This is a genomic window from Nocardia terrae, from assembly GCF_009760405.1.
Lineage (GTDB): Bacteria > Actinomycetota > Actinomycetes > Mycobacteriales > Mycobacteriaceae > Nocardia > Nocardia terrae.
Map to the genome: position 1 here is coordinate 34627 of NZ_WRPP01000010.1, position 23887 is coordinate 58513.

The 23887-nt window shown below is 67.0% G+C and carries 23 protein-coding genes; 12 read left to right on the top strand and 11 right to left on the bottom strand.

What is annotated here, in order from left to right:
- The first annotated feature begins 12 nt into the window (after positions 1 to 12).
- Genes GPX89_RS35905 through GPX89_RS35915 form a run of 3 tightly spaced genes read left to right on the top strand, consistent with a single transcriptional unit; the run spans position 13 to position 1975 of the window.
- Positions 13 to 429 (top strand): hypothetical protein, encoded by a 417-nt coding sequence (locus GPX89_RS35905; RefSeq protein WP_198347758.1) that lies wholly within the window; start codon positions 13 to 15, stop codon positions 427 to 429.
- Positions 426 to 1298, top strand: a complete 873-nt coding sequence (locus GPX89_RS35910; protein WP_157392206.1) for an NmrA family NAD(P)-binding protein — start codon at positions 426 to 428, stop codon at positions 1296 to 1298. Before GPX89_RS35905 ends, GPX89_RS35910 begins: the two co-directional genes overlap by 4 nt.
- Positions 1295 to 1975 carry an NUDIX domain-containing protein gene (locus tag GPX89_RS35915; protein ID WP_157392207.1) on the top strand — a complete coding sequence of 227 codons (681 nt, stop codon included), beginning with the start codon at positions 1295 to 1297 and terminating at the stop codon, positions 1973 to 1975. The genes GPX89_RS35910 and GPX89_RS35915 overlap by 4 nt, the downstream gene beginning before the upstream one ends.
- Here GPX89_RS35915 and eda read toward each other — a convergent pair.
- From eda to zwf, 4 genes are read right to left on the bottom strand one after another with little or no spacing between them, the layout of a single operon-like run.
- Positions 1972 to 2595: a bifunctional 4-hydroxy-2-oxoglutarate aldolase/2-dehydro-3-deoxy-phosphogluconate aldolase gene (gene eda / locus GPX89_RS35920; RefSeq protein WP_157392208.1), complete on the bottom strand. Its 624-nt coding sequence runs from the start codon at positions 2593 to 2595 to the stop codon at positions 1972 to 1974. The two genes, GPX89_RS35915 and eda, sit on opposite strands and share 4 nt — an antisense overlap.
- A complete protein-coding gene (glk, locus tag GPX89_RS35925) occupies positions 2592 to 3581 on the bottom strand; it encodes a glucokinase (RefSeq protein ID WP_157392209.1) in 990 nt (329 codons plus the stop codon). Before glk ends, eda begins: the two co-directional genes overlap by 4 nt.
- Positions 3581 to 5398, bottom strand: coding sequence for a phosphogluconate dehydratase (gene edd / locus GPX89_RS35930; RefSeq protein WP_328602687.1), 1818 nt, complete (start codon positions 5396 to 5398; stop codon positions 3581 to 3583). Before edd ends, glk begins: the two co-directional genes overlap by 1 nt.
- Positions 5395 to 6882, bottom strand: coding sequence for a glucose-6-phosphate dehydrogenase (gene zwf, locus GPX89_RS35935; protein WP_157392210.1), 1488 nt, complete (start codon positions 6880 to 6882; stop codon positions 5395 to 5397). Before zwf ends, edd begins: the two co-directional genes overlap by 4 nt.
- A 179-nt stretch (positions 6883 to 7061) precedes the next feature.
- Here zwf and GPX89_RS35940 point away from each other — a divergent pair, with 179 nt between their 5' ends.
- On the top strand, positions 7062 to 8252 hold the full coding sequence (locus GPX89_RS35940) for an ROK family transcriptional regulator (protein ID WP_157392211.1): 1191 nt from the start codon (positions 7062 to 7064) through the stop codon (positions 8250 to 8252).
- Between the two features lie 34 nt (positions 8253 to 8286).
- Here GPX89_RS35940 and GPX89_RS35945 read toward each other — a convergent pair whose 3' ends face one another.
- Complete coding sequence (locus GPX89_RS35945; RefSeq protein ID WP_157392212.1) at positions 8287 to 8685, bottom strand: hypothetical protein; 399 nt, start codon at positions 8683 to 8685, stop codon at positions 8287 to 8289.
- Positions 8686 to 9077: 392 nt separating this feature from the next.
- Here GPX89_RS35945 and GPX89_RS35950 point away from each other — a divergent pair, with 392 nt between their 5' ends.
- From GPX89_RS35950 to GPX89_RS35960, 3 genes are read left to right on the top strand one after another with little or no spacing between them, the layout of a single operon-like run.
- Entirely contained in the window at positions 9078 to 10040 is a 963-nt protein-coding gene (locus GPX89_RS35950) for an AurF N-oxygenase family protein (protein WP_157392213.1), read from the top strand.
- A 1-nt stretch (position 10041) separates the two neighbouring features.
- A complete protein-coding gene (locus GPX89_RS35955; protein WP_157392214.1) occupies positions 10042 to 11661 on the top strand; it encodes an FAD-dependent oxidoreductase in 1620 nt (539 codons plus the stop codon).
- A complete protein-coding gene (locus GPX89_RS35960) occupies positions 11658 to 13166 on the top strand; it encodes a flavin-containing monooxygenase (RefSeq protein WP_157392215.1) in 1509 nt (502 codons plus the stop codon). Before GPX89_RS35955 ends, GPX89_RS35960 begins: the two co-directional genes overlap by 4 nt.
- A 358-nt stretch (positions 13167 to 13524) precedes the next feature.
- Here the strand turns inward: GPX89_RS35960 and GPX89_RS35965 are convergent, their stop codons facing one another.
- From GPX89_RS35965 to GPX89_RS35980, 4 genes are all read right to left on the bottom strand, one after another.
- A complete protein-coding gene (locus tag GPX89_RS35965; RefSeq protein WP_157392216.1) occupies positions 13525 to 14175 on the bottom strand; it encodes a flavodoxin family protein in 651 nt (216 codons plus the stop codon).
- 35 nt (positions 14176 to 14210) lie between these two features.
- Entirely contained in the window at positions 14211 to 14672 is a 462-nt protein-coding gene (locus GPX89_RS35970; protein ID WP_157392217.1) for an SRPBCC family protein, read from the bottom strand.
- A 62-nt stretch (positions 14673 to 14734) separates the two neighbouring features.
- The gene (locus tag GPX89_RS35975) at positions 14735 to 15712 is read right to left on the bottom strand and encodes a TIGR03557 family F420-dependent LLM class oxidoreductase (protein WP_328602688.1); all 978 of its coding nucleotides are present in this window, start codon (positions 15710 to 15712) and stop codon (positions 14735 to 14737) included.
- Between the two features lie 35 nt (positions 15713 to 15747).
- Positions 15748 to 16779, bottom strand: a complete 1032-nt coding sequence (locus GPX89_RS35980; RefSeq protein ID WP_157392218.1) for a DNA topoisomerase IB — start codon at positions 16777 to 16779, stop codon at positions 15748 to 15750.
- Positions 16780 to 17013: 234 nt separating this feature from the next.
- Between GPX89_RS35980 and mbp1 the strand changes: the two genes are divergently transcribed.
- Both mbp1 and GPX89_RS35990 read left to right on the top strand, forming a co-directional pair.
- Complete coding sequence (mbp1, locus tag GPX89_RS35985) at positions 17014 to 17259, top strand: microaggregate-binding protein 1 (protein WP_157392219.1); 246 nt, start codon at positions 17014 to 17016, stop codon at positions 17257 to 17259.
- 183 nt (positions 17260 to 17442) lie between these two features.
- Positions 17443 to 19761: a molybdopterin oxidoreductase family protein gene (locus GPX89_RS35990; RefSeq protein ID WP_157392220.1), complete on the top strand. Its 2319-nt coding sequence runs from the start codon at positions 17443 to 17445 to the stop codon at positions 19759 to 19761.
- Positions 19762 to 19764: 3 nt separating this feature from the next.
- Here GPX89_RS35990 and GPX89_RS35995 read toward each other — a convergent pair whose 3' ends face one another.
- Positions 19765 to 20310, bottom strand: a complete 546-nt coding sequence (locus GPX89_RS35995; RefSeq protein ID WP_328602731.1) for a hemerythrin domain-containing protein — start codon at positions 20308 to 20310, stop codon at positions 19765 to 19767.
- 702 nt (positions 20311 to 21012) lie between these two features.
- Between GPX89_RS35995 and GPX89_RS36000 the strand changes: the two genes are divergently transcribed.
- Positions 21013 to 21477 (top strand): CinA family protein, encoded by a 465-nt coding sequence (locus GPX89_RS36000; protein ID WP_157392222.1) that lies wholly within the window; start codon positions 21013 to 21015, stop codon positions 21475 to 21477.
- Between the two features lie 43 nt (positions 21478 to 21520).
- On the opposite strand, the gene GPX89_RS36005 is transcribed toward GPX89_RS36000, so the two are convergent.
- Positions 21521 to 22975 carry an aminotransferase class I/II-fold pyridoxal phosphate-dependent enzyme gene (locus GPX89_RS36005; protein WP_157392223.1) on the bottom strand — a complete coding sequence of 485 codons (1455 nt, stop codon included), beginning with the start codon at positions 22973 to 22975 and terminating at the stop codon, positions 21521 to 21523.
- Between the two features lie 206 nt (positions 22976 to 23181).
- Between GPX89_RS36005 and GPX89_RS36010 the strand changes: the two genes are divergently transcribed.
- A complete protein-coding gene (locus GPX89_RS36010; RefSeq protein ID WP_157392224.1) occupies positions 23182 to 23658 on the top strand; it encodes a Dps family protein in 477 nt (158 codons plus the stop codon).
- Positions 23659 to 23693: 35 nt separating this feature from the next.
- Positions 23694 to 23873, top strand: coding sequence for a hypothetical protein (locus GPX89_RS36015; RefSeq protein ID WP_157392225.1), 180 nt, complete (start codon positions 23694 to 23696; stop codon positions 23871 to 23873).
- Positions 23874 to 23887: the final 14 nt, after the last annotated feature.

Genomic DNA, 23887 nt, shown 5'->3' on the forward strand with positions numbered 1-23887 from the left:
GTAGCTAATTAGGTGAGTTCAACCTCGACATCGCCCGATTTCGTGCTGTGGCGTGAGGTCTCGGTGGCGTACCTGGCTCCGGCGTTGAGCGCCGGCATCGGCGGATTGCTCACCGGGCGAACGGAATTGCAGGTGGCCGCGGTGACCTCGATTGCCGGGACGTCCGCGTTCGTCGCGTTGTTGCTCGGAATGTGGCTGCGGTACATGGGGATTCGGTACCGGTGGTTGCGGACGACCGCGCCGTGGGCGCTGGCCGCAGGCTTCGGAGTCGTCGCCGCAGCGGCAGCGGCCGCGATCGGTGTCCTCCTCGCGGCTGTGCCGCCGTTCCCCGACCGGGTCCGCATCGATTTCCCGATCGCCGCCGCGCTGGCGGCCGTCATCATCACCCGGCGCTGGTGTTGTTCCACGATTCGAAAGGGCGACAAATGATCACAGTGATGGGGGCGACCAGCCGGATCGCCGAATCTCTCATCGGGCGGCTGACCGAACTCGGCGTGCCCTGCCGGGCGTTGAGCCGACGGCCCGATCTCGTGCGGGCGCAGCCGGCCCCCGGCTCGGAGATCAGATACGCCGACGCGGCGGATTCATCGTCGCTGCGGGCCGCTTTCCGCGGTGCGGCACAGCTGTTCCTGACCATGACCAATGGCCCCGCGCAACTCGAACTCGAGGCTCGCGCCGTCGACGTGGCCGCCGAACAAGGCATCGGGCATGTGGTGAAACTGTCCGCGCCGATGGCCGCTCCGGATTCGCCGGTGGCCGTCTCGCGCTGGCACTACGCGATCGAGGAGGCGCTGCGGGCGACCGGGATGGCCGCGACGATCCTGCGGCCCTACGCGTTCATGCAGAAGCTGCTGCTCCTGGCTCCCGGAGTCGCGGAGCACGGTGTCATCGTCGGCAGCTCGGGTGCGGCCGCCTGCAACTACATCGACTGCCGTGATATCGGCGAGGTCGCGGCGGCGGCGCTCACGCGCACCGAAATCGCCGGTGGCGCCTATGTTCTCACCGGATCCCAGACCTACGGCTATCCGAGGATCGCGGAGATGCTGGGCGATCTGCGCGGGGCCCCGGTTCGATACGTCGACCTCCCACCCGACGAATTCCGCGCACACCTGATCGAGCGGTCCGGACTCCCGAACTGGCTGGCCGCGCACATCACCGAAATCCAGCAACTGACCCTGACCCATCCGGAACATCCGACCGACACCGTCGCTCACATCCTGGACCGTGCCCCTCGAACGCTGGAATCCTTTCTGGCCGAGAACGCGGTGGCCTTCCGCGCGCGGGCGGTGACCCGATGACCGCGGGCATCGACACCCCCGACCGGCGCGGACGCACCGGCCTGGACCAGCACGGCCGCGGCCTCACCGGTAACCCGCGGGTCCGCATCCGCGAGGTCGAACTGCTGTCGTGCCACTGGTATGTCCTGCGCAACACCACCTTCGACTACCAGCACCGCGACGGCCATTGGAGCCGCGAACAGCGCGAAACCTACGACCGTGGCGACGGCGCCACCGTCCTGCTCTACTGCCTCGAAACCCGAACCGTCCTGCTGACCCGCCAATTCCGCCTCCCCGCCTACGTCAACGGACACCCCGACGGCATGCTGCTGGAAACCGCCGCCGGCCTCCTGGACGACGACGACCCCGAGGCGGCCATCCGCCGAGAGGCCCACGAGGAGACCGGATATCGCCTAGGCCCGATCCAGCGCGTGTTCGAGGCCTACATGAGCCCCGGCTCCGTCACCGAACGACTCCACTTCTTCGCCGCCCCCTACGACCCTGCCCGCCCGGCCACCGGCGGCGGAATCGCCGAGGAAGGCGAGGACATCGACACCGTCGAAATCGATTTCACCCGCGCCCTGCAGATGATCCGCACCGGCGCGATCGCCGATGCCAAAACCATCATGCTGCTGCAATGGGCGGCCCTCGACGGACCGTTCCGTCATGCGCAGGATCACCGCCGGGGTGCCGACTAGGAAGTGGCTCTCGGGAGAGCCGCGGCTTCGGCGGCCAGTCGCCGGATCCGGGGCCAGTCGGCGTCGTTGATCACGGAGTCCGGAGTGAGCCATGAGCCGCCGACGCAGCCGACATTCGGCAGCGCGAGGTAGTCGCTCGCGGTGGCCGGTGTGATACCGCCGGTCGGGCAGAATCGCACGTGCGGTAGCGGGCCGTTGAAGCTTTGCAATGCCTTTGTGCCGCCGGAACTTTCGGCCGGGAAGAACTTCATGTCCGTCATGCCGTGCTCGAGGACGGTGAGGATCTGCGAGACCGTGGACACGCCGGGAAGGCAGGGGAGCCCGGTGTCGGCGAGGGCCTGCAGCAGGGTGGCGGTGACACCCGGGCTGACCAGGAATCGCGCCCCCGCCGATGTCGCCGCGGCGGCCTGTGCGGGCGTGAGAATGGTTCCGGCGCCGACCGCCATATCGGGCAGCTCGGCCGCGATCCGCTCGATCGCCGGAAGCGCGGCCGCCGAGCGCAGTGTGACCTCGATGATGCCGATGCCGCCATCGAGCAGAGCCCGCGCCAGGGGCACCGCCTTTCCCGGATCGTCGAGGACCACTACGGGGATGACAGGTGAGATGTCGAGTGGATTCATGCGTGGTCCTCGGGAGATCGGTGCTGAGCGAGTCGGTGGGCCGCGCCACGCAGCGCGGGCGTGGACGCCACGATGAGATCGGTCGCGACGTGGTCGAGATAGCCGGGCACGGCACGAATGCCGACGAATCGGCGTCGAAAGGCGCTGGCCGAGAGGATATCCGCGATATCGGGCAAGAAGCCGCCGAGGAGCACGCCGCCGGTGGCGCCGAGCGTCAGAGCGATGCCGGCGGCGAAGGCGCCGAGCATTCCGCAGAACATCTCGAGCGTTTCGCGGGCCGTGGAGTCGCAGCCGCGACGGGCGCTCTCGCACAGCCACTCCGCCCGCATCGACGGGCGGGCGATACCGTCCACCAGGCACAGCGCGGCATGCAATCGGGTCAGCCCGGGACCGGAAAGGACCGTCTCCGCGCACACTGTGCCGTGCTCTTGTCTCAGCACCCGGGCGACCTCCGCCTCGCGGTCGGTGTCGATCGGGAGGGCTGCCTGCCCGCCTTCACCCGGAAGCGGAATCCAGGAACGCCGGTGGCGGATCAGTCCCGCGACGCCGAGCCCCGTGCCCGGTCCGATGACCGCCAGCGGTCTGTCGGCTCGGCGTATCCCGGCGCCGATCGGCACGAAGGCCGAGGACGGCAGCTGCGGGACGGCCAGCGCGAGCGCGGCGAGGTCGTTGATCACCTCGAAGTGCTGGAATCCCAGCCTTTCGCGCGTATCGGCGATGGAGATGTCCCAGCGCGCGTTGGTGAGCCGGACCCGGTCGCCGTCCACCGGCCCGGCCACCGCGACGCAGGCCGCGACCGGAGTCTCGAGATCCGGGATCCGGCTGAGGTAGTCCTCGATGGCGGTGACCAGATCGGGGTAGTCGTTGCTGCGCAGGATTCGGACCTCCTGAGGTTCCGAGCGCGCGCCCGTGGTGAGACCGAAGCGAGCGTTGGTACCGCCGATGTCGGCCACCAGCCGGGTCTCGGCGACGGCGGGCGCGGCCATCAGGCGGCTCCGAAGACGGAAGCGCCGCGGTCTGCCGGACTGACAGCGGAACGGAAGGGGGCGAACAACTCTCGTCCGGTTCCCCGGTCGCTTCCGGCGGTGGGGCTGGGGCGTCGACCCGCGAATTCGAGGGGATCGACGATGAGGTCGAGTCTGCTCTCGTTCGCGTCGAGGTCGATGATGTCGCCGTCACGGACGCGGGCCAGCGGTCCGTCGGCCGCTGCCTCGGGGGTCAGATGCATCGCGGTGGGCACCTTCCCCGAAGCGCCCGACATCCTTCCGTCGGTGACGAGTGCGACGGCGTGCCCGCGGTCCTGGAGAACCCCCAATACGGGTGTGAGCTTGTGCAATTCGGGCATGCCGTTCGCGCGCGGGCCCTGGAAGCGGACCACCACCACGACATCTCGGTTCAGCTCTCCGGCCCGGAACGCGGTCAGGAAATCCTCCTGCGTCTCGAAAACCCTTGCGGGGGCGCGGACCACGCGGTGCTCGTGCCGCACCGCCGAAACCTTGATCACCGCCTGGCCCAGCGCGCCGGTGAGCACGCGCAGGCCCCCGTCGGGAGCGAACGGATCCTTCGCGGGTCGCAGGACCGTCGTATCCGTGCTGTCGGAAGGGCTTGTCCGCCAGGTCAGTTCGCCGTCAGCCAGGTCCGGGACGGAGCGGTAGTGGGCTCCGAGACCCGGTCCGGCCACGGTGGTGACGTCGTCGTGGAGCAAACCCGCGTCGAGCAGCTGGCCGATCAGATACGCGGTGCCACCGGCGTGGTGGAAGGCGTTGATGTCCGCGGTGCCGTTGGGATAGATCCGGGTCAGGGTGGGCACCACGGCCGACAGCTCGGCGAAATCGTCCCAGCGCAGATCGATTCCGGCGGCGGCGGCGATCGCGACCAGGTGCATGGTGTGATTGGTCGATCCGCCCGTGGCGAGCAACGCGACCACGCCGTTCACCAGGGCGCGTTCGTCGAGCATCTCGCCGATCGCCGCGCTGCCGTCGCGTATCGCGGTGAGTTCCACGATGCGGCGGCCCGCCGCCGCGGTCAGTGCTTCGCGCAGCGGGGTGTTCGGCGGTACGAAGCTGGAGCCCGGTAGGTGCAGGCCCATGACCTCCATCAACAGCTGATTGGAGTTGGCGGTGCCATAGAACGTGCAGGTGCCCGGGGAGTGATAGCTCGCGGCCTCGGCGGCGAGCAGGTCGGCGCGATCGGCCTTGCCCTCGGCGTGCAGTTGCCGGATCCGGCTCTTCTCGGCATTCGGCAGGCCGGACGGCATGGGACCGGCCGGTACCAGGATCATCGGCAGGTGCCCGAAGGCGAGGGCGCCGATCAGCAGGCCGGGAACGATCTTGTCGCAGACGCCGAGCAGCAGGGCGCCGTCGAACATGTCGTGCGCCAGGGCGATCGCGGTGGACATCGCGATCACGTCCCGGCTGAACAGCGACAGCTCCATCCCCGCGCGCCCCTGGGTGATGCCGTCGCACATGGCGGGAACTCCACCGGCGAACTGGGCCACCGCGCCCACGCTCGCGACCGCGGCGCGCAGCACCTCCGGATAGGCGCGGTAGGGCTGATGCGCGGAGAGTATGTCGTTGTAGGCCGACACGATGGCGATATCGGGGTGGGAGTCACCGTGCAGTTTCAGCTTGTCCGCAGGGGAACAGGCGGCGAATCCGTGTGCGAAGTTACTGCATGCCAACGACATTCGCGCGGGCGCGATCGAGCGAGCCGCGCGTATGCGGTCCAGATAGGCGGTGCGGCTCGCCGCGCTGCGCTCACCGATCCGCGTGGTGACCTCGGCCAGGACAGGATGGATGCTCACTGGTTCTCCTCATGCCAGGTGCGACCGTCGCGTTCGATCAGCGCGATCGCCGCGGCCGGTCCGTTGCTGCCGGCCGCATAGGGGCGCGGCGCCTGGTCGAGTTCGGACCATGCCGCGAGAATGGTCTCGATCCACGACCACGCCGCCTCGATCTCGTCACGGCGCATGAACAGGGTCGGATTGCCCCGCATGACGTCGCCGAGCAGTCGCTCGTAGGCGTCGGGCAGCCGGGAACGGAAGGTTTCGGCGAAACTGAGATTCAAAGGGGCCGAACGCAATCGAAGCCCACCCGGGCCCGGCTCCTTGGTGACCAGCCGAAGGTGCACACCCTCGTCGGGCTGCAACCTCAGCACCAGTTGATTGGGCGGGAGTTCGGAGTCCTCGATTCCTGGGAACACCGAGTGCGGGACCTCCCGGAACTGCACCACGATCTCGGCGGCGGTGCGGTCGAGCCGTTTGCCGGTGCGCAAATAGAACGGCACCCCGGCCCAGCGCCAGTTCCGGATCTCGACCTTCAGGGCCGCGAAAGTCTCCGTGCCACTGGGCCTTCCGTGCATCTCCTCGGCGTATCCGGGCACCGGTTGTCCGTCGATGGCGCCGGCCGTATAGCGCCCTCGCACGGTGAATCGGTGGACCTCGGCGCCGTGCAGCGGCTGGAGCGCCTGGAGCACTTTGAGTTTCTCGTTGCGGACGGCTTCGGGGTCGAGTCGCGCGGGCGGCTCCATCGCGACCAGGCACAGCAACTGCAGCAGGTGGTTCTGCACCATGTCGCGCAGCGCGCCGGAATTCTCGTAATAGCCGGTGCGCCCGCCGACCCCGAGGGCCTCGCTGACGGTGATCTGCACGTGGTCGATGGCGCCGGAGTTCCACAGCGGCTCGAACATCGCGTTGGCGAAGCGCAGCACCAGCAGGTTCTGCACGGTCTCCTTGCCGAGGTAGTGGTCGATCCGGAAGATCTGCTCCTCGGCGAATACCGCGCCGACCTCGTCGTTGATCCGTCGCGCCGAGGCGAGATCGGTGCCGATCGGCTTCTCGAGCACCACCCGGGACGCGGCGGTGATGAGCCCGGACCGGTGCAGTCCGGTGCAGATCGGTCCGAAAAGTGTTGCGGCACAGGCAAGGTAGAAGACCCGGGTCCGGTTCGAGTCGGGTATCGCGGCGGCCAGGTCGTACCAGGCGGCGTCCGGGTCGCGATCGTCGAGCACGTCGAGGGTGATGTGGTGCAGCCGCCGCGCGAAGGTGTGGGCCGCGGTGGCGTCGTAGGTGTCGGCGGGGAGGAATTGACCCAGCTCGCCGTGGATCTTGACGCGATAGCCGACGTCGTCGAGACCCGCTCTCGACACCGCGATGATGCGGGTGTCCTCGGGCAGTTGACCGTCGCGGTCGCGCAGGTACAGGGCTGGAAGCAGTTTGCGGACGGCGAGGTCGCCGGTGCCGCCGAAAACCACGATGTCACACGAAGGGATGGGGGAGGGGGCCGACATAGCGGGGCTCCTAGGGATGTACAGCGTGAGCAAGCACACGGAACGTTAAAGCCGCTTAGGATCTTTTGCAAGCAAACTTTTGTTCTCGAGAGACCTAACTTGAGGAGTGATCGGCTGAACAGGACCGATACTGTGTTCTCGGCAGCGGAGTGCGTCCACCGGAACGCGGAGGTGTGGGGATGGGTCGACCGATAGCGACACCAGGGACGTCGACCGGTGACGTTCTCGACCTCATCCGTGGTCGTGACGACATCACCCGGGCGGATATTCGCAGGCTGACGGGCCTGTCCAGGACGGCGGTGACGGCTCGGGTCGACCAGCTGCTCGACTGCGGGCTGATCGCCGAGCAGGCCGAGGGCGCGTCGACCGGTGGCCGCCCACCGGGGCGGCTCGCGTTCAACCCTGAATCCGGGACCGTCCTGGCCGTGTCGATCGGAGCCAGCCGTGCGCAGATCGCGATGTGCGATCTCGCCGGGCGGGTGCTCGCGGAAACCGCGTTCGAAGTGCCGCCGGTCGGCGACATGCAGTCCGTACTCGCCACCGCCGCAGAACATCTGGAAGGACTGCTCGCCGCGGCTCCCGGAAATCTGGTGCACGGTGTGGGCGTCGGCGTGCCTTCCGTGGTCGATGTGACCACCGGGCACAGCATGAGCCTCGCGGGACGGGACACCGTAGCGGTGGCCGAATTCTTCGGGGCGCGTTTCGATGTCCCGGTTCGCGTCGACAGCGACGTGAATGTGTTGGCCCTGGCCGAACACACGCGCCGCGCGGACCTCGGCGACCTACTGGTCCTGAAGGTGTCCACCGGTATCTCGGTCGGCATCATCGCGGGCGGTCGCCTGCAACACGGCGCCCTGGGCGCGGCGGGCGAGATCGGGCACATCAAAGTCGGCGACGCCGGCGATCGGCTGTGCCACTGCGGCGATCGGCAATGTCTGGAAACCGTCGCGGCGGGTTGGGCACTACTCGAACAATTCGCCGATCTCGGCCGTTCCGTGCCGGGCCTGCCCGCGCTGGCCGAGCTGGCCCGTGAAGGCGACCCGGATGCCTTCCGATTGGTGCGCGAGGCGGGCCGTCGCATCGGCGAGGTGGTGGCGGCCGCGGTCAACCTGCTCAACCCCGCCGCGATCGTGGTCCGCGGCGACCTGTCCCACGCCTTCGAACCGCTGGCCGCCGGCATGCGTGAACGCATCTACCAACTCTCCTCGGCCCTGGCGACCCGGTCGCTGCGTATCGAGCCGGGCGCCCCGGACGCCCCCTCCGGTGTCCAGGCTTGCGCCGCAATGATCCTCGACCAAGTGCTCGCCCCCGCCGCGATCAACAGCCTCCTCGACCGTGTCGCCGACGACGACCGGCGAAAGTCCTCCTGAATCGGTTGCCGTCTTCCACGTCATTCCAGTGTCGTCATTCCAGTGTCGAGGCCATGGCGATCGCGAGGGCCGAAATCGACACCGCCACAATCACGCCCAGTCCGAGTATGCCTCCGGCGAGAGTTGTCTGCCGCCAGTGCATTCCGAGCACGACCATGGCCGCCAGCACGACAGCGCCGTCGGCGACGATGGCCGTCACCGTCATCCAGTCATGCTTCGGCCGCCCGGGCCATGTCAGCGTCGCGATGCCCTGTGTGGCGAGCACGGCGGCGGCGATGCCGGTGAGAACGCCTACGGCCCAGCTCCCGAGAACAGGTCCGGCGGCCAGCAGTGCCGCAATCGTGACGCCCGCAGCCACCTGCAGGGTTCCGGCCGTCACGGACGGGATCCGGTGTTCGGTTGCGGCGCGGGGAGTTTCGTCTTTCATGGTCATTCTTCGAGTGTTCGTGTCGCGCAATCGATTACAAACGGGCTTTGCGCCTGATCATCGGAGTCCTTGGTCACCACCGCGGGCGCATCCACATCGAGCCGTCGCTGGTCGCACTGCTCGGTGCGGGAGTACTCGTCCTGCCTTCCGGACTGCCCCAACGCCATTACCTCGGTGCGTTCGCGGGGCACGGCTGGTTCCGATCTCTGATCGGTGAAGAGCCGCCGGGGAGATGCGGGTGGCTTCCGGGATGCCGTGGGCCGGGATGGTCCCTATCGATCAGGGCCGAAAGGCCCGAAAGTGTGTGCCCTTCGGCGTGTTGGCCCCGATAGAAGAAGGTGCAACTCTCGGTAACACATAAATGCGGCCCATTCGGCCGCCGGATTATCTGGAGTGACATGACCGCGACACAGACATTCGACGAGGCCGTGCGGACCCTGTCCGCGGCGTCGGTGAGCGTTCATTTCGATGCCTTCACCGATATCGACTGGGACAATCCCGACTACGTGATCGATCGTGGTGATCCGCGCTGGGTGCTGCCCGCGGTGGATCCGCTGGGCAGGCATCCCTGGTATCTGGCCCTGCCGTTGGAACGGCAGATCGAGATCGGGATCTGGCGGCAGGCCAATGTCTGCAAGGTCGGGCGCACCTTCGAAGAGATCCTGATCGGCGGGATCATGGCGTTCGTCATGGATATGCCCAATGGCAGGCCGGAGTTCCGGTACGTGACGCACGAGGCGACCGAGGAATGCCATCACACGCAGATGTTCCAGGAGTTCGTCAACCGGTCCGGGGCCGACGTGCCCGGGGCGCGGCGGTGGTTCCGGCATGCGGGGCCGTTCGTCTCCCTGGCGGGCAAGCTGGTGCCGGAGCTGTTCTGGACCGGGGTGCTGGCGGGTGAGGAGCCGATCGATCACATCCAGAAGGCGTATCTGCGTTCGGGAATCGCGCTGCACCCGCTGATCGAGCGGATCATGCAGATCCACGTTGCCGAGGAGGCCCGGCACATCTCCTTCGCCCACCGGTACCTGCGCGAGACGGTGGCGAGCTTCCCGCCCGCGCGCCGGGCGTTCCTGTCGCTCGCCTTCCCGATCATCATGCGAGTGCTGTGCGACGTGATCGTCATCCCGCCGAAGGAGATGACCGCCGCGCTGGACATCCCGAGAAGCGTTATCCGCGAGGCCTTCTGGGATATTCCCGATTCCAGGCAGCAACTGCACGACGTCTTCGCCGACGTCCGGGGTCTCGCCGAGGACGCCCGGCTGATGAACCCGATCTCGGCGCGCGTGTGGAAACTGCTCGGCATCGACGGCCCGTCCTCGCGCTTCCGCAGCGAGCCCGCTCAGCGGCCGGCGGCCTGAGATGCCCTACGTCGTCACCCAGCCGTGCTGCAACGACGCCTCCTGTGTCATTGCCTGCCCGGTCAACTGCATCCATCCCGCACCGGGCGAACCGGGTTTCGCCACCGCCGAGATGCTGTACGTGGACCCGCGCACCTGCGTGGATTGCGGCAACTGCGCCACCGCCTGCTCGGTGGACGCGATCGTCCCGCACACCACGCTGACCCCGGCGGAGTTGCCGTTCCTCGAGCTCAACGCGGCCTATTACGAGGAAAATCCGCACGCCGACCGCACGCCGCTCGCGATCGTGCCGCCGAAACGGAAGCTGGCCCCGCACGGCCCGATCAGGGTCGCGGTGGTCGGAGCCGGTCCCGCCGGACTGTTCGCCGCCGATGAGCTGCTCACGAATGTCGGGGTTTCGGTGGACGTATTCGACCGTCTGCCAACGCCTTACGGACTTGTGCGGTCCGGTGTGGCTCCGGATCACCAGGCGGTCAAGGGAATCGCCCGGCTGTTCGGCGCGATCGAGGGTCAGCCGGGCTTCACCTATCACCTGGGCGTGGAGGTCGGCGTGGACGTGTCCCACGGCGAGCTGGCCGACCACTACCATGCGGTCGTCTACGCGGTCGGCGCGCCGACTCCGAAGGCTCTGGGCATCGAGGGTGAGCAGCTGCCCGGCAGTGTGCCCGCCTCGGATCTGGTGGCCTGGTACAACGGCCATCCCGATCACGTCACCGCACCCGCCTCGTTCGCCACCGCGCGGGCGGTGGTGGTGGGCAACGGCAATGTCGCTCTGGACCTCGCCCGCATCCTCACCGCGGACCCGGACCGTCTGGCACACACCGACATTGCCGACCATGCGCTCGAGGCATTGCGCGCCAGCGAGATTCGCGAGGTGGTGGTGTTGAGCCGGCGCGGGCCGGAATCGGCGGCCTGCACCATCGCCGAACTGATCGGCCTGGCCGGACTGCCCGATGTCGATGTGTGCGTCGACAACGGCGGCGTTCCGATCGAAGCGGTCGACGCCAAGACCGCGCTGCTGGCCGAACTGGCGGCCCGGCCGGGCACGGGCGCGGCCCGCCGGATCGTGCTGAAGTTCCATGCCGCACCGGTGCGCCTGACCGGATCGGACCGGGTCAACGGCATCGAAATCTACTGCACTCGTGCGGAATCGGGTGTCGACACCGAGGTCATCGATACCGGCCTGGTGCTCCACGCGATCGGGCACCGGGCGCGGCCGCTGCCCGGTCTGCCCTTCGACGAGGTCGCGGGCATCATCCCGCACGAGAACGGCCGGGTGCGGCCGGGCGTGTACGTGGCGGGCTGGGCCAAACGCGGCCCGTCCGGCTATATCGGCACCAACAAGGTGTGCGCCGAGCAAACGGTGGCCGCACTGCTCGACGATCTCGAGCGCGGCCTGTTGCCCACGCCGGGCGGTACGCGACGCATGTTCGATGCGATCCTCGCCCGCCGTGCCCCGCACGCGACCGGCATGGCGGGATGGCGGGCCATCGACGCCGCCGAATCCGCGCTCGGTGCCGCGACCGATCGCCCGCGGGTCAAGTTCACCACCTGGCCGGGCCTCGAATGCGCGGCCCGCTCGGACCATTTCAGCTCGAAGGAAAGAAGGACCGTACGATGAGCAGCCAGCCGAAGACGGGGTCTCGGAAGAGTCGGGCGACACATGTGGATGTGCTGGTCGTCGGAGCCGGGCTCTCCGGCATCGGCATGGGCCATTATCTGAAGAAGCTGTTGCCGGGCAAGTCCTTCGTGCTCCTGGACGCCCGCGACCGCATCGGCGGCACCTGGGACCTGTTCCGCTACCCCGGCATCCGCTCGGACTCCGACCTGCACACCTACGCCTTCGAATTCAAGCCGTGGACAAAGGATTACGCGATCGCCGACGGCCAGGAGATCCTCGACTACCTCGACGAGGCCGTCGCCGAGGACGCGCTCATGCCGCACATCCGCTTCGGGCACAAGGTGCTCAGCGCGGACTTCTCGACCGAGCAGCGACGCTGGACCGTGCGGGTGCAGCAGGTCGCCACCGGCCGCATCGAGGAGATGACCTGCCAATTCCTGTTCAGCGCAGCGGGTTACTACTCCTACGAGGAAGGCCACGCACCGCACTTCGAAGGCCAGGAGACCTTCACCGGACAGATCGTGCACCCGCAGTTCTGGCCCGAGGATCTCGACTATCGCGGCCGTCGCGTGGTGGTGATCGGCAGCGGCGCGACCGCGATGACGCTGGTGCCCGCCATGGCCGCCGACGCCGCGCACGTCACCATGCTGCAGCGCTCACCGACCTACGCGATCCCGTTGCCCGGCAAGGACTATGTCGCCATCGCCCTGCGCAAACTGCTGCCCGATCACACCGCGTACTGGGCCACCCGCCGGCTCAACATCGCCCGGCAGCGCCTGATCTGGGAAGTGAGCCAACGGCATCCGGCCGTGGCGCGCCGCATCATCCGCGAGGTGAACAAGGCGCTGCTGCCGCGCGGATTCGACGTCGACGTGCACTTCAAGCCGGGCTACAACCCGTGGGACGAGCGGCTGTGCGCGGTGCGCGACGGTGACCTGTTCAAGGTCATTCGCCAGGGCAAGGCCGACGTGGTGACCGATCACATCGAACGGTTCACCGAGCACGGCATCGCGTTGAAGTCCGGCAAGCAGCTCGAGGCGGACATCATCGTGACCGCCACCGGCCTGAAGTTGTTGCCCTTCGGCGGAATTCGATTGAGCAAGGACGGCGCGCCCATCGACGTGGGGGAGACGCTGGCGTTCAAGGGCATGATGCTCAGCGGCGTGCCCAACTTCGGCTACGCCATCGGCTACACCAACTCGTCGTGGACGCTGAAGCTGGATCTGGTGTGCGAGCACCTGTGCCGGATGCTGGCCCTGATGGACGAGCGCGGCTACGACACCGTCGAGCCGGTCGCGGACGAGACCGTCGAGCGTCGCCCACTGCTGGACTTCCACGCCGGCTACGTCCAGCGCGCGGCCGGCGCCCTACCCAAGCAGGGCACGTCGGGCCCATGGACGGTGACGATGACCTACGCGTCGGACCTCACGCGCCTGCGCAAGGGCCCGATCGAGGATCCCGCCCTGCGCTTCGGCAGCGCACGGCTACCCGCGCTGGCGGGCTGAGCAACAGGCCCGGAACCACCAGGTTCCGGGCCTGCTGCGTTGAATCAGGATGCGAGTCCGGGGAGCCGCCAGCCTTCGCGGATTCGGTACAGCACGAGCCAAGCCGTTGTACCCCAACATAATCGACCGGTCAGTCGTTCATCGGTCATGGTCGGGACCATACCGCGTGGCGAGGAGAACATCCTGCACCGCCGCCGATCGCGGTGATCGAACCTGCCGCCGCGAGCCACTCAAAGTTCCACCGCCCGTGCCGATCCGGCACCCGCCGAATGCACTCACCGCCGCCGCCCCCTTCGCCCTTGTTGAGTGGCGCATGAGCGAAGGTTTTCCGTCCAAATCGGCCTCGCCGGTGCGTCACTCAACAAGTTGGCCCGACCGAACGCCCTGCATTGCCTACGGCCTGGTTTCCCGGATAGTTGCGCTCGGTCAGTAGCTTGGCGAGGTGTGCGGCGTTGCGGGCGAGGGCGGCGGTGGCGTCGGCGACCGCCGAGGGGGTCTCGTCGAGATCGCGGTAGTCAGTGCCGCCCATTGCCTGGTCGTTCCAGTAGGTGCAGCCCTGGGCTGGGATGCTGAAACCGAGGTCGTCGAGTGACTGGAAGAGGTCGGCGCAAATGTTGTGTGCGCCATCCTCATTGCCGACGACGGCGACCGTGGCGACCTTGCCGGTCAGGATCGGTCGCCCGGAATCATCTGTGTTGGACAGTTCGGCGTCGAGCCTTTCCAGGGCGCGGTGTGCGACCGAGGACATGTGGCCCAGCCAAGTCGGGGTGGAGACCAGCAGGATGTCCGCGGCCAGGATCTGTTCGCGAATAATCGGCCACTGATCCCCGGGACCTTCGTCGGCGGTGATTCCGGGCGCGAGGTCGTAATCGACCAAGCGCACAGTCGTGCCCTTGACGTCATGAGTCGCGAGTTCGTCGAGGACCTGCTGCGCGATGAGATCGCTGCTCGATGGCGTGGGTGACTTCTTCAATGTGCAGACCAAGGCCAGTGCGGTCAGTCCGGTCATCGCGACTCCTCCGTCGATCATGTCCTGCTAGGGATTCACTGTCCGGGGCGGGGAACGTCACCGCGCCACGCGCCGGTCTCATGCTGTTGGTTTTCGATGAATTCCTTGAACCGGCGCAGATCGCCCTTCACCCGGTGGTCGAGCAGGCCGGTCTTGTCGGCGACATTCTCGACGAATCCCTCGGGGTCGATGTCCATTTGGGTGATGACGCGGGTGGTGTCGTCGTCGATGCGGTGGAAGGTAACGACACCGGCGTGGCAGGGACCGCTGTCGGAATGCCAGGCGACGCGCTCGTCGGGATGTTGTTCGGTGATGGTGGCGTCGAATTCGCGTTCCACCGGACCGATTTTGACCTTCCAGTGGGTGCGGGTCGGACCGAGTTGATCGACCTGTTGCACGCCTTCCATGAACTGCGGGAACGTTTCGAACTGGGTCCACTGGTTGTAGGCGGTGTGCAAGGGGACGTCGACGTTGGCCGACGCGGTGACGGTGCTCATTCGGATCTCCTCGGGTTGTCGGTTCTTCCCACCGCCTACCCCGGCGAGGTCGGCGGAAACAGCTACGAGTCGGCTGCCCGCAGCTTCTCCAGCAAAGGTCCCGCGGCTTCGGTGAGGAATCGCTGCTGTGCCTCGTCTCCGACCTGCACCACTGCGATGTCGGTGAACCCTGCCTCCCGGTAGGGGCGTACGGCCTCGACGACCGCGTCGAGATCCGGGCCGCAGGGGATCGAATCGGCGACATCCTCGGGCCGGACGAGTCGGGTCGCCGCGGCGAAGGCGTCGGTGGTGGGCAGATTGGCGTTGACGTCCCAGCCGCCGGTCGACCACCGGAACTGTTCGTGCGCGCGCTGAACAGCCTTGTCGCGGTGGGTATCCCAGCTCATCGGTACCTGTCCGGTCACCCGTGTCGCGGCGTTGCCGGGTCGGGCCTCGCGCCACGAACGGACGACGGTTTCGTCGGGGTCGGTGCTGATCATTTCATCCGCCAGCGGGGCGAACCGTTGTACCGAATGCGCCCCGGACACCGCTACGGCGATGGGGACCGGATCCGGCGGCAGATCCCAGATGCGGGCGGAATCGACCCGGTACCAATGCCCGTGGCGACTGACCGTCCCACCCGAATTCAGTGCACGGATGATGCCGATCGCCTCCTCCAGACGCTCGTGGCGTTCGGCCAGGCCCGGCCAGCCCGCGCCCACCACGTGTTCGTTGAGGCTTTCCCCACTGCCCAAGCCCAAGGTGAAACGGCCACCGGAGAGGATCTGCAAGGTGGCAGCTTGCTGGGCCACGATGACCGGGTGGTAGCGCAGGGTCGGGCAGGTCACATAGGTCATCAATGGAATCGACTCGGTGGCCTGCGCGACTGCTCCGAGCATCGTCCACGCATGCGGTGCGTGGCCCTGCTCGTCGAGCCAGGGGGAGAAGTGATCGCTGCTGACCAGGAAATCGAATCCGGCTCGCTCGGCGGCCATCGCGTACTCGACGAGTTCGCGGGGCCCGCTCTGCTCTGTCATCAGCGTGTATCCGAATCTGGTCACGGCTCGCTCCTGTCGTCGATTGCGATACCGACGAGCTACCCGGTAGGCGCCGATTGATGCGCCGCATGCCGCAGCAGGCGGATGACGGCTCGATCGACGATGTCGCGCTGTGCGTCGCCGGTGGCGGCGCGTCGCGCGCGGCGGACGGCGGCGGCGATCGAGGCGCCCTCCTCGTAGGCGTGAATCACTCGCGGATCGACGTAGGAGGCGCGCACCACGGCGGGAGTGTTGCCGAGGAGCTCGGCCACGTCCGACAGCACGTGCCGCACAGCGGTTTTGCGGCCACGAACCGAGTTCGGCCGGGACACGGTCGCAAGTCCGGCGGCGGCCAACACGGTGGCCTGCCAGGTGCGAAGATCCTTGACGCTGAACTCCGGGCCGGTGAGCTCCCGGAAGCGAGCGTTGACGGCGTCGGCGTGTATTTCGTGCGGGCCGGTGGCGTCGCGATGAACGAACAGGCGCTGTGTGCCGTCGCGGTCGATCGACAAGGCCCGCAACGCTTTTGCCAGCAAGGCGTCGCAGACCTCGGCGCGGCATCGGATACCGCTCTTGGCCGGGAAATCGAGCGAAATAGTCTCGCCGTGAATCCGGACATGGTCGCATTGCAACGTCGCGACGCCGTGCGATCCGTTTGTTTCGGCGTACTCCTCACCGCCGACGCGCAGCACGCCCGAGTCGAGCAGTGTGATCGCCGCGGCCAGCACCCGATGCTCGCCGAGTCCCCGGCGACGCAGATCGGTGCGCAGTCGTTCGCGCATGGCCGGTAGCCGGGTCGCCATGTCGAGGACGCGATCGAACTTCTCCTCGTCGCGTTCGCGCCGCCATTGCTCGTGGTAGAGATACTGTTTTCGGCCCGCCGCATCGCGCCCCACCGCCTGGATGTGACCGTTGGGATACGGGCAGATCCACACCGCGCGCCACGCCGGTGGAACCGCCAGCGCCCGGATCCGCTGCAAGGTCTGCTCGTCATCCACCACGTGGCCGGCGGTCGTGGTGTAGGTGAAGCCCCGCCCACGTCGTCGTCGAACAATGCCGACTCCCTCGATGCTGCTGCGCCGCAACCGCATTCACTACACCGATGTCTGTGGCCAAGGCGGAACACCTCGGCGAACGGCGACACAGCAGAGCATGGCGACTCCTGATTGGACCGGCAGTGCGGGCTAGGGGCCGGATACCCCGCTGCACCGGGATCAACCGGCGGTCCGCTCGATGGTCCCGGTCGTAGCCAGATGGGTGTTTCGCTCTGCTACTCGCGGGTAGGTCCGGGTCGTCCATCAATTCCGATATCGGAGGTACATCCCATGTCCGAGCATGACAAGAGCGGGTTCCGGGAAGGCGTCGAAGGGGCTGCCGAAGGTGTGAAGGGCAAGGCCAAGGAAGCCGCCGGCGCTGTCTTCGGAGACGACGACCTGCGCGGCGAGGGTCGGGCACAGCAGGACAAGGCCGATTCGCAGCGTGAAGCCGCCAAGAAGGAGGCACAGGCCGAGAAGGAACGCGGTGAGGCCGAACTGGACGAGCAGCGTCAGCGCTCACACCAGAACCGTTGATCTGAAGGCTGATTCGACCTTCGGGCCGCGATCGGACCGGTGCCAACGTCGCCACCGGAACCGACGCGCCGACGACCCCGTCCCGATTGAAGGCTCACGCAGCGGGTAGCGCTCTGACGTACTCGGCGCGGAGGAGGAGACGATGCTCGACTTGCTGGGCGGGCCGCGGATCGCGGTCGCGAAATGACCGGGCCGCGGCGGATACGGAATCCGTGGGGCGAGCGGTCGCCCTATGCGAGGGGCGCGAGGTGGCCCGTCCGGGTCGATCTGTGCTTGACGGAGGGCGTCGAAGTCGACAATGTCGACCGCTGGGTGCCTTCGGCGTCGGTGCTGCATTCGAATGGTGATGCCTTCGACATCGCCGTGCGCGGGGACCGGATCGTGGGGGTGCGCGGCCGAGCGAACGATCGTGTCAATCGAGGGCGGCTCGATCCGAAGGATCTGTTCGGGTGGCAGGCCAACGCGTCCCCGGACCGGTTGACCACACCGCTGGTGCGCGAGGACGGCCAACTTGTGGAAGCGGATTGGGACACCGCGATGGATCGGATCGTTGGACGTACCAGGGAGCTGCTCGACGGGCCCGGCCCGGATGCGATCGGCTTCTATACGAGCGGTCAGTTGTTTCTGGAGGAGTACTACACGCTGACCACGCTCGCCCGGGCGGGGATCGGGACCAACCACCTCGACGGCAATACACGACTGTGCACCGCGACCGCTGCGGAAAGCCTCAAACAGTCCTTCGGCTGCGACGGTCAACCCGGCTCCTATACCGATATCGACCATGCGGATGTGATCACGCTCTACGGCCACAATGTGGCCGAAACTCAAAGCGTGTTGTGGTCGCGGATACTCGATCGGCTCGCCGGTCCGCAACCGCCCGCACTCGTCTGCGTCGATCCGCGCAGGACACCCGTCGCCGCGGCCGCGACCGTCCATCTGGCGGTGTTGCCGGGTACCAATGTCGCGTTGATGAACGGACTGATTCACGAACTGATCGAGCGGGATTGGATCGATCACGACTACATCGACACCTACACGATCGGTTTCGACGAGCTGGCCAAGATGGTCGCGGACTGGCCCGCGGTGCGGGCCGCCGCGGTCTGCGGCATCGACGAAGACGAACTCCGCCTTGCGGCGAATGTCATCGGCACCGCCGATCACCTGGTGTCCACGGTGTTGCAGGGCTTCTATCAAGCCCATCAGGCCACCGCAGCAGCGGTGCAGGTCAACAATATTCATCTGCTGCGCGGCATGCTCGGGCGCGCCGGCTGCGGGGTGTTGCAGATGAACGGTCAACCGACCGCGCAGAACACGCGCGAATGCGGCGCGGACGGCGATCTGCCCGGGTTCCGGAATTGGGCCAACCGCGCCCACCTCGAGGATTTGGCGCGGGTGTGGAACGTGGAGGTGGACAAGCTCGACCACGGAAAGCCGCCGACGGATGTCATGCAGATGATGGACCTGGCCGAGTCGGGTGATCTGCGCATGCTGTGGGTATCGGCCACCAATCCCGCTGTGTCCCTGCCGGAATTGGCGCGCATCCGTCGCATTCTCAACGGCGAGAACCTGTTTCTCGTGGTGCAAGACCTGTTTCCCACCGAGACGACGGAGCTGGCAGACGTGGTGCTGCCCGCTGCGGGATGGGGTGAGAAGACCGGCACGTTCACCAACGCCGATCGCACCGTCCACCTGTCCGAGCAAGCCGTGCCGCCGCCCGGGCAAGCCCGTTCGGACTTGGCGATCTTCCTCGACTTCGCACGCCGCCTGGACCTGCGTGACAGGTCCGGAGAACTCTTGCCCGGCTGGGACGACCCGGCCGGTGCCTTCCGTGCCTGGCAGGACTGCAGCGCGGGACGCCCGTGTGACTACACCGGCCTCGACTACCGCAAATTGCGCGATCAAGGCATCCAATGGCCTTGCAATTCAGCGCATCCCGACGGAGCCGAACGTCTCTACGCTGACGGCGCGTTCTTCGCGACGCCGGACAGCTGTGAGACCTACGGCAAGGATCTGGTCACCGGCGAACCGGCAGGAGAAGCGGCCTATCGAGAACGCAACCCACACGGCCGAGCGATGCTCGAACCCGCGCCGTACCTGCTTGCGCCCGAATCATGTTCTGCGGATTACCCTCTCGCCCTCATCACCGGCCGCACCGTCTACCATTTCCACACGCGCACCAAGACCGGCCGGGTGCCCCGGTTGCAGGCTGCGGCCCCGGAGGTATGGGCCGAGATCTCGGAACTGGACGCGGCCGCCAACGGAATTGTCCACGGCGACCGCGTCCGAGTGATTTCCCCGCGAGGCGAGATCATCGCCGCGGCCCGCATCACGGACATCCGCCCCGGCGTCGTTTTCGTGCCGTTCCACTACGGCTACTGGGATACCTCCGACGGCACTCATCGGCGCGCAGCCAACGAACTGACTCGCACGGATTGGGACCCCGTCTCCAAGCAGCCATCGTTCAAATCCGCTGCCGTGCGCCTGGTCCCGTGGACTGGATGAGCATTACGCGCCCTGCGGCTTGGTGATGGCGTCGCGGGCACGGTCGAGCATGGCCGCGAAGGGACCGGCCAACAGGTTGGCCTCCACCGACTCGACTCCTGGGTGCGGACGGGTCGGGGCGAGTGATTCGGCGATCTCCACCGCTCGCCGCATGGCCTGTAACTGGCGTGGTTCCAGCTCGCCACGCAACTGCGAGAACTCTTCCTGCTCTTCGTGTTCGGCGTGCGCGAGCACGTCCTCGCGCAGCTGTGCCAGCTTCTTCTCGAATTCGGGTGAATCGATGTCGAAGGATTCGAGCTCGGCCAGTTGCTGTTTGGCTTCGTGCTCTTCGCTCAGTCGGGCGTCGACCACCGTGGACCCGTCCTCGATCTCCTTGCGGGCGCGCGGATGGATGATCTGTTCCTCGGCGGTCTCGTGCACAGCCAGTAGCCGCCGCAACTGCCGGAACTTCGCTTCCCGGTCCTTGGGCTCGGAGGCGTCCAAGGTTTCGCCGAACAACGCCTTGATCTGTTCGTGCTGTCGCAGTAGCAGTTCGAGGGCGTCGTTGATGCTCTGCGGCTGCGCCCTACCCGGGGCGTTGTCATGGCTGTGTGCGCCCGCGCGGCGTGGGTCGGCTGCGTTCTTGTCCCCGAAGCTGCCAGTGCTGGCTTTGCCGCCTTTGCTCGCCTGCTCGACCGTGTCCGGTCGGTTGCCGAACTGTCCGGGATTGCCGGTGTCTGCCATGGGATGTTCCTCCTGTCAGCGAATGAACCACCGGCGTCGGGCCGGGTCTGTTGGTCGTACCCAGATTCGGGATCTTCACCCACGACCACGCTGCGCGGCGTTGCGGCCGATTCAAGGACGGGCAACCGGGTAGTGCTCTGGTCGAACCGTGAACCAGATCTCAGCAGGAGAACATCGTGGGGCTGGCCGTGAACGTGTACGCCCACCGAACCGCATTCGAGCTCGCGGCGTCCCCGCGTTCCGGCCCGCAGCGTCCGCTCGCCCATTTGCTCGTTACCGAACTGGGAAGTGGGCGTCGCACCACGCTATTTCGACCCCGGCACGCAAACTGCCCGAGGCGGTCGAATTGCTACCGCGCCTGCAGGCAGCGGTCCGTGCCTCGCCTACAGCGGAAGCAGGCGCGGACGCGGCAACCGGTCACCGCGGATCGTGAGAGCTCCATCGCCGCCTCTCGGTGACACTGTCGCCGCCGATCGTTGGGCTCTGCGGCTGTCGTACCCAATCGAGTCATTTCGAAAGGATGAGGTCATGGCGGATATCGACGAGCTCGCCGAACGCGTGGCGGGCGCGGCGCGGCGGGCGGGCCTTACCGTGGCGGTCGCGGAATCGTTGACGTGCGGAAAGCTGTCCTCGTCGCTCGGCGCAGCGCCCGATTCGGCCCACTGGCTTCGCGGTGCGGTGGTGGCCTACAGCGAACAGGTCAAACGCCAGGTTCTCGGCGTATCGGACGTACCGGTTGTCTCGGAGGAGGCTGCGCGCGCCATGGCCGCGGGCGTGCGGTCGCTGCTCGACGCGGACGTAGCAGTGGCGGTGACCGGTGTGGGAGGTCCTGGTCCTCAGGACGGCGAGCCTGCGGGCTCGGTGTGGTTGGCAGTCGATGCCGACGGCGAAACACGAACTCGCCATGAGCAATTCGACTGTGACCCGAGTGCGGTCCTCGCCGCGGCCATTGAAACGGCACTCGACATGTTGCTCGCGGCCGTCCAGGGATGACCTTGTCGTGGCCACGAGTAGATGGTCCGGTGAAACCGACGGCCTACCGTGCGACGACACGCAGCGTGCGGAGTTGGGGGTCGGCCGGGTCGGGGACGTTCATCCCGGCGGCGATCCCGGTGCGCAGATAGTCGACGACGGCAGTGTTGATGAGCTCGCCGGGCACGATCACCGGAATTCCCGGCGGATACGGTGTGACCTGTTCGGCCGCGATGCGTCCCGCTGCGTGCTCGGCGGGGACGTCCTCGCATGGGCCGAAGAATGCGTCCCGTGGAGAAATGACGGTATCGAGTTGCAGTTCTTGTGGCGAGAGCAGCCGAATATCGTGTGGCGCTGGGTGTTTCAGCCGTGTACGCCAGGCGGCGAGCCCATCGTGGAGGGTGTCGAGAGACTGTTTGTCGTCGCTCATCGCCAGGGTCGCGAGGACACGACGATGATCGCTGTGGCCGAGGTCGATACGCCGGTTGGCGCGCAGCCAGTCGGCGATCTCGTATCCGGTCGCGCCGGTCGCGGAGACGTCCATCAGGATCTGTAGCCGATCCAGATCGTGGGATGCCTCCACACCGAGCAGTTCGTCCTCCATGACGGTGATGCCCGGCAACGTGATAAGCCGCTCGCGGCCGTAGGCGGCGACTTGCAATGCGCCGGTGAGCAATTCGTGTCCCTGCTCGACCATCTGGCGACGCCACCCGTCGATCGCGGCGTACAGCATGACATTGGGGCTGGTGGTCATCAGCAGGTCGGCGCACTGGCTCAATCGGTCACGATCGACGAGATCGCCTTGGACGTGAAAGACCGATCCCTGCTCGAAGCCCGCGCCCATCTTGTGGACGCTGACCACGCAGATGTCGGCACCCGCGTCCATGGCCCAGGTAGGCAGGTCGGTGTGGAAGGGCAGATGCGCACCCCACGCCTCGTCCACGATGAGCGGTTTGCCGTATTCGTGGCAGACGGCCGCGATCCCCTCGAGGTCCGCGCAGGTACCGTATGGGCTGGGACTGACGATCAGCGCACCTGCCGCATCCGGGTGAGCCTGCCAGGCCGCGCGCACCTGCTGCGGTGACGGTGGATGCGAGAAGTGCCGTGCCGCATCCCATCTGGGCGTGATCCAATACGGGCGCACACCCGAGAAGATCAATCCCGCGACGATCGACTTATGGCTGTCGCGGCCCAGGATCAAGCCGCCGTCACCACCCGCGACCGCCATCATCGCCGCCTTCACCGACAGCGAACTCCCGCAGGTGGAGAAGAAGGCATACTCGGCACCCACCGCGTCGGCCATCAAGTCCTCGGCGTCGGCGAGGTGATGGCCGCGCGCGAGGCGGTCGTCCATACCCGGCGCCGCCAGCACATCGGCGGCCAGCGCACCGCCGAGGACTTCCCGCACCCGCGGATCCGCACCCCGTCCCTGACGATGTCCGGGCGGGGTGAAGCCGTAACGGCCGAGTCGTCCGTAGTCGGCCAGTGCATCCAGTATCGGGGCAACCGAATGATCCATCGTCTCTCCCTGCATCCCGTTCGTGAGCGACGGGCCACAGCCACCGCTCTGACACGGCGATAACCGGATATACGGCAGTTAACCCTCAGCAGCGTCGTTGAAACCGTCGGCACGACGTCGAACTGAGCGGTGGTCGCACCGATTGAACGCGCAGCCGCCGGGTAGAGCGTGGACGTAGCCCACGGCCACTCTCGAGGAGGACGACCATGCCGGCAAAGCCCATTCAGAGCCCGCTCAGCGGCGACAACCTGCGCGTGACCGGAGATGCGTTGCAACAGACCGTCGTCGATCTGATCGATCTCTCGCTGATCGCCAAGCAGGCACACTGGAACGTGATCGGACCACACTTCCGTTCAGTGCATCTCGGACTGGACGAAGTGGTAACCACGGCAAGGGAATTCACCGATACGGCCGCCGAGCGCGCCACGGCGATCGGCATCAGCCCCGACGGCCGGGCCACGACCGTGATCAAGGAATCCGCAGCAGAGGGAATCAGCGACGGCTGGCAGCACGACACCGTCGTCATCGACTCCATGGTCGACAACCTCTGGGCCGTGATCACCCGGCTACGCGAACACATCCAGGCCACCGAGACAGCAGACCCCGTCACCCAAGATCTCCTGATCGAGATCGCCGGGCGTCTCGAACAGTTGCATTGGATGTGGCAGGCCCAGCAGGCATAGCGCAGACGCGTACATCGAACGAGCGAGGACAGATGATGGGGACGGATGCAGATGCCGGCGATCCGCGGGAGCGCGCAGATCTGGACGAGGCCGATCGAGGGAGCGAGTTCGCGGACGAGCACACGGCTGTGACAACCGAGCGCGACCCCAAGGGCGAGACCGAATCCCCGGAAGGATTGGGCGGCATGGATCCTGATGGCGGCACCGCCGTCTGACAGCCGGGGACAAC

Excerpts from the sequence above, each read along its gene's own strand:
- GPX89_RS35910 (WP_157392206.1), top strand. The coding sequence starts at position 426 with ATGATCACAGTGATGGGGGCGACCAGCCGGATCGCCGAATCTCTCATC.
- GPX89_RS35915 (WP_157392207.1), top strand. The coding sequence starts at position 1,295 with ATGACCGCGGGCATCGACACCCCCGACCGGCGCGGACGCACCGGCCTG.
- eda (WP_157392208.1), bottom strand. The coding sequence starts at position 2,595 with ATGAATCCACTCGACATCTCACCTGTCATCCCCGTAGTGGTCCTCGAC.
- glk (WP_157392209.1), bottom strand. The coding sequence starts at position 3,581 with ATGGCCGCGCCCGCCGTCGCCGAGACCCGGCTGGTGGCCGACATCGGC.
- zwf (WP_157392210.1), bottom strand. The coding sequence starts at position 6,882 with ATGTCGGCCCCCTCCCCCATCCCTTCGTGTGACATCGTGGTTTTCGGC.
- GPX89_RS35940 (WP_157392211.1), top strand. The coding sequence starts at position 7,062 with ATGGGTCGACCGATAGCGACACCAGGGACGTCGACCGGTGACGTTCTC.
- GPX89_RS35945 (WP_157392212.1), bottom strand. The coding sequence starts at position 8,685 with ATGACCATGAAAGACGAAACTCCCCGCGCCGCAACCGAACACCGGATC.
- GPX89_RS35950 (WP_157392213.1), top strand. The coding sequence starts at position 9,078 with ATGACCGCGACACAGACATTCGACGAGGCCGTGCGGACCCTGTCCGCG.
- GPX89_RS35955 (WP_157392214.1), top strand. The coding sequence starts at position 10,042 with ATGCCCTACGTCGTCACCCAGCCGTGCTGCAACGACGCCTCCTGTGTC.
- GPX89_RS35960 (WP_157392215.1), top strand. The coding sequence starts at position 11,658 with ATGAGCAGCCAGCCGAAGACGGGGTCTCGGAAGAGTCGGGCGACACAT.
- GPX89_RS35965 (WP_157392216.1), bottom strand. The coding sequence starts at position 14,175 with ATGACCGGACTGACCGCACTGGCCTTGGTCTGCACATTGAAGAAGTCA.
- GPX89_RS35970 (WP_157392217.1), bottom strand. The coding sequence starts at position 14,672 with ATGAGCACCGTCACCGCGTCGGCCAACGTCGACGTCCCCTTGCACACC.
- GPX89_RS35980 (WP_157392218.1), bottom strand. The coding sequence starts at position 16,779 with ATGCGGTTGCGGCGCAGCAGCATCGAGGGAGTCGGCATTGTTCGACGA.
- mbp1 (WP_157392219.1), top strand. The coding sequence starts at position 17,014 with ATGTCCGAGCATGACAAGAGCGGGTTCCGGGAAGGCGTCGAAGGGGCT.
- GPX89_RS35990 (WP_157392220.1), top strand. The coding sequence starts at position 17,443 with ATGACCGGGCCGCGGCGGATACGGAATCCGTGGGGCGAGCGGTCGCCC.
- GPX89_RS36000 (WP_157392222.1), top strand. The coding sequence starts at position 21,013 with ATGGCGGATATCGACGAGCTCGCCGAACGCGTGGCGGGCGCGGCGCGG.
- GPX89_RS36005 (WP_157392223.1), bottom strand. The coding sequence starts at position 22,975 with ATGGATCATTCGGTTGCCCCGATACTGGATGCACTGGCCGACTACGGA.
- GPX89_RS36010 (WP_157392224.1), top strand. The coding sequence starts at position 23,182 with ATGCCGGCAAAGCCCATTCAGAGCCCGCTCAGCGGCGACAACCTGCGC.
- GPX89_RS36015 (WP_157392225.1), top strand. The coding sequence starts at position 23,694 with ATGGGGACGGATGCAGATGCCGGCGATCCGCGGGAGCGCGCAGATCTG.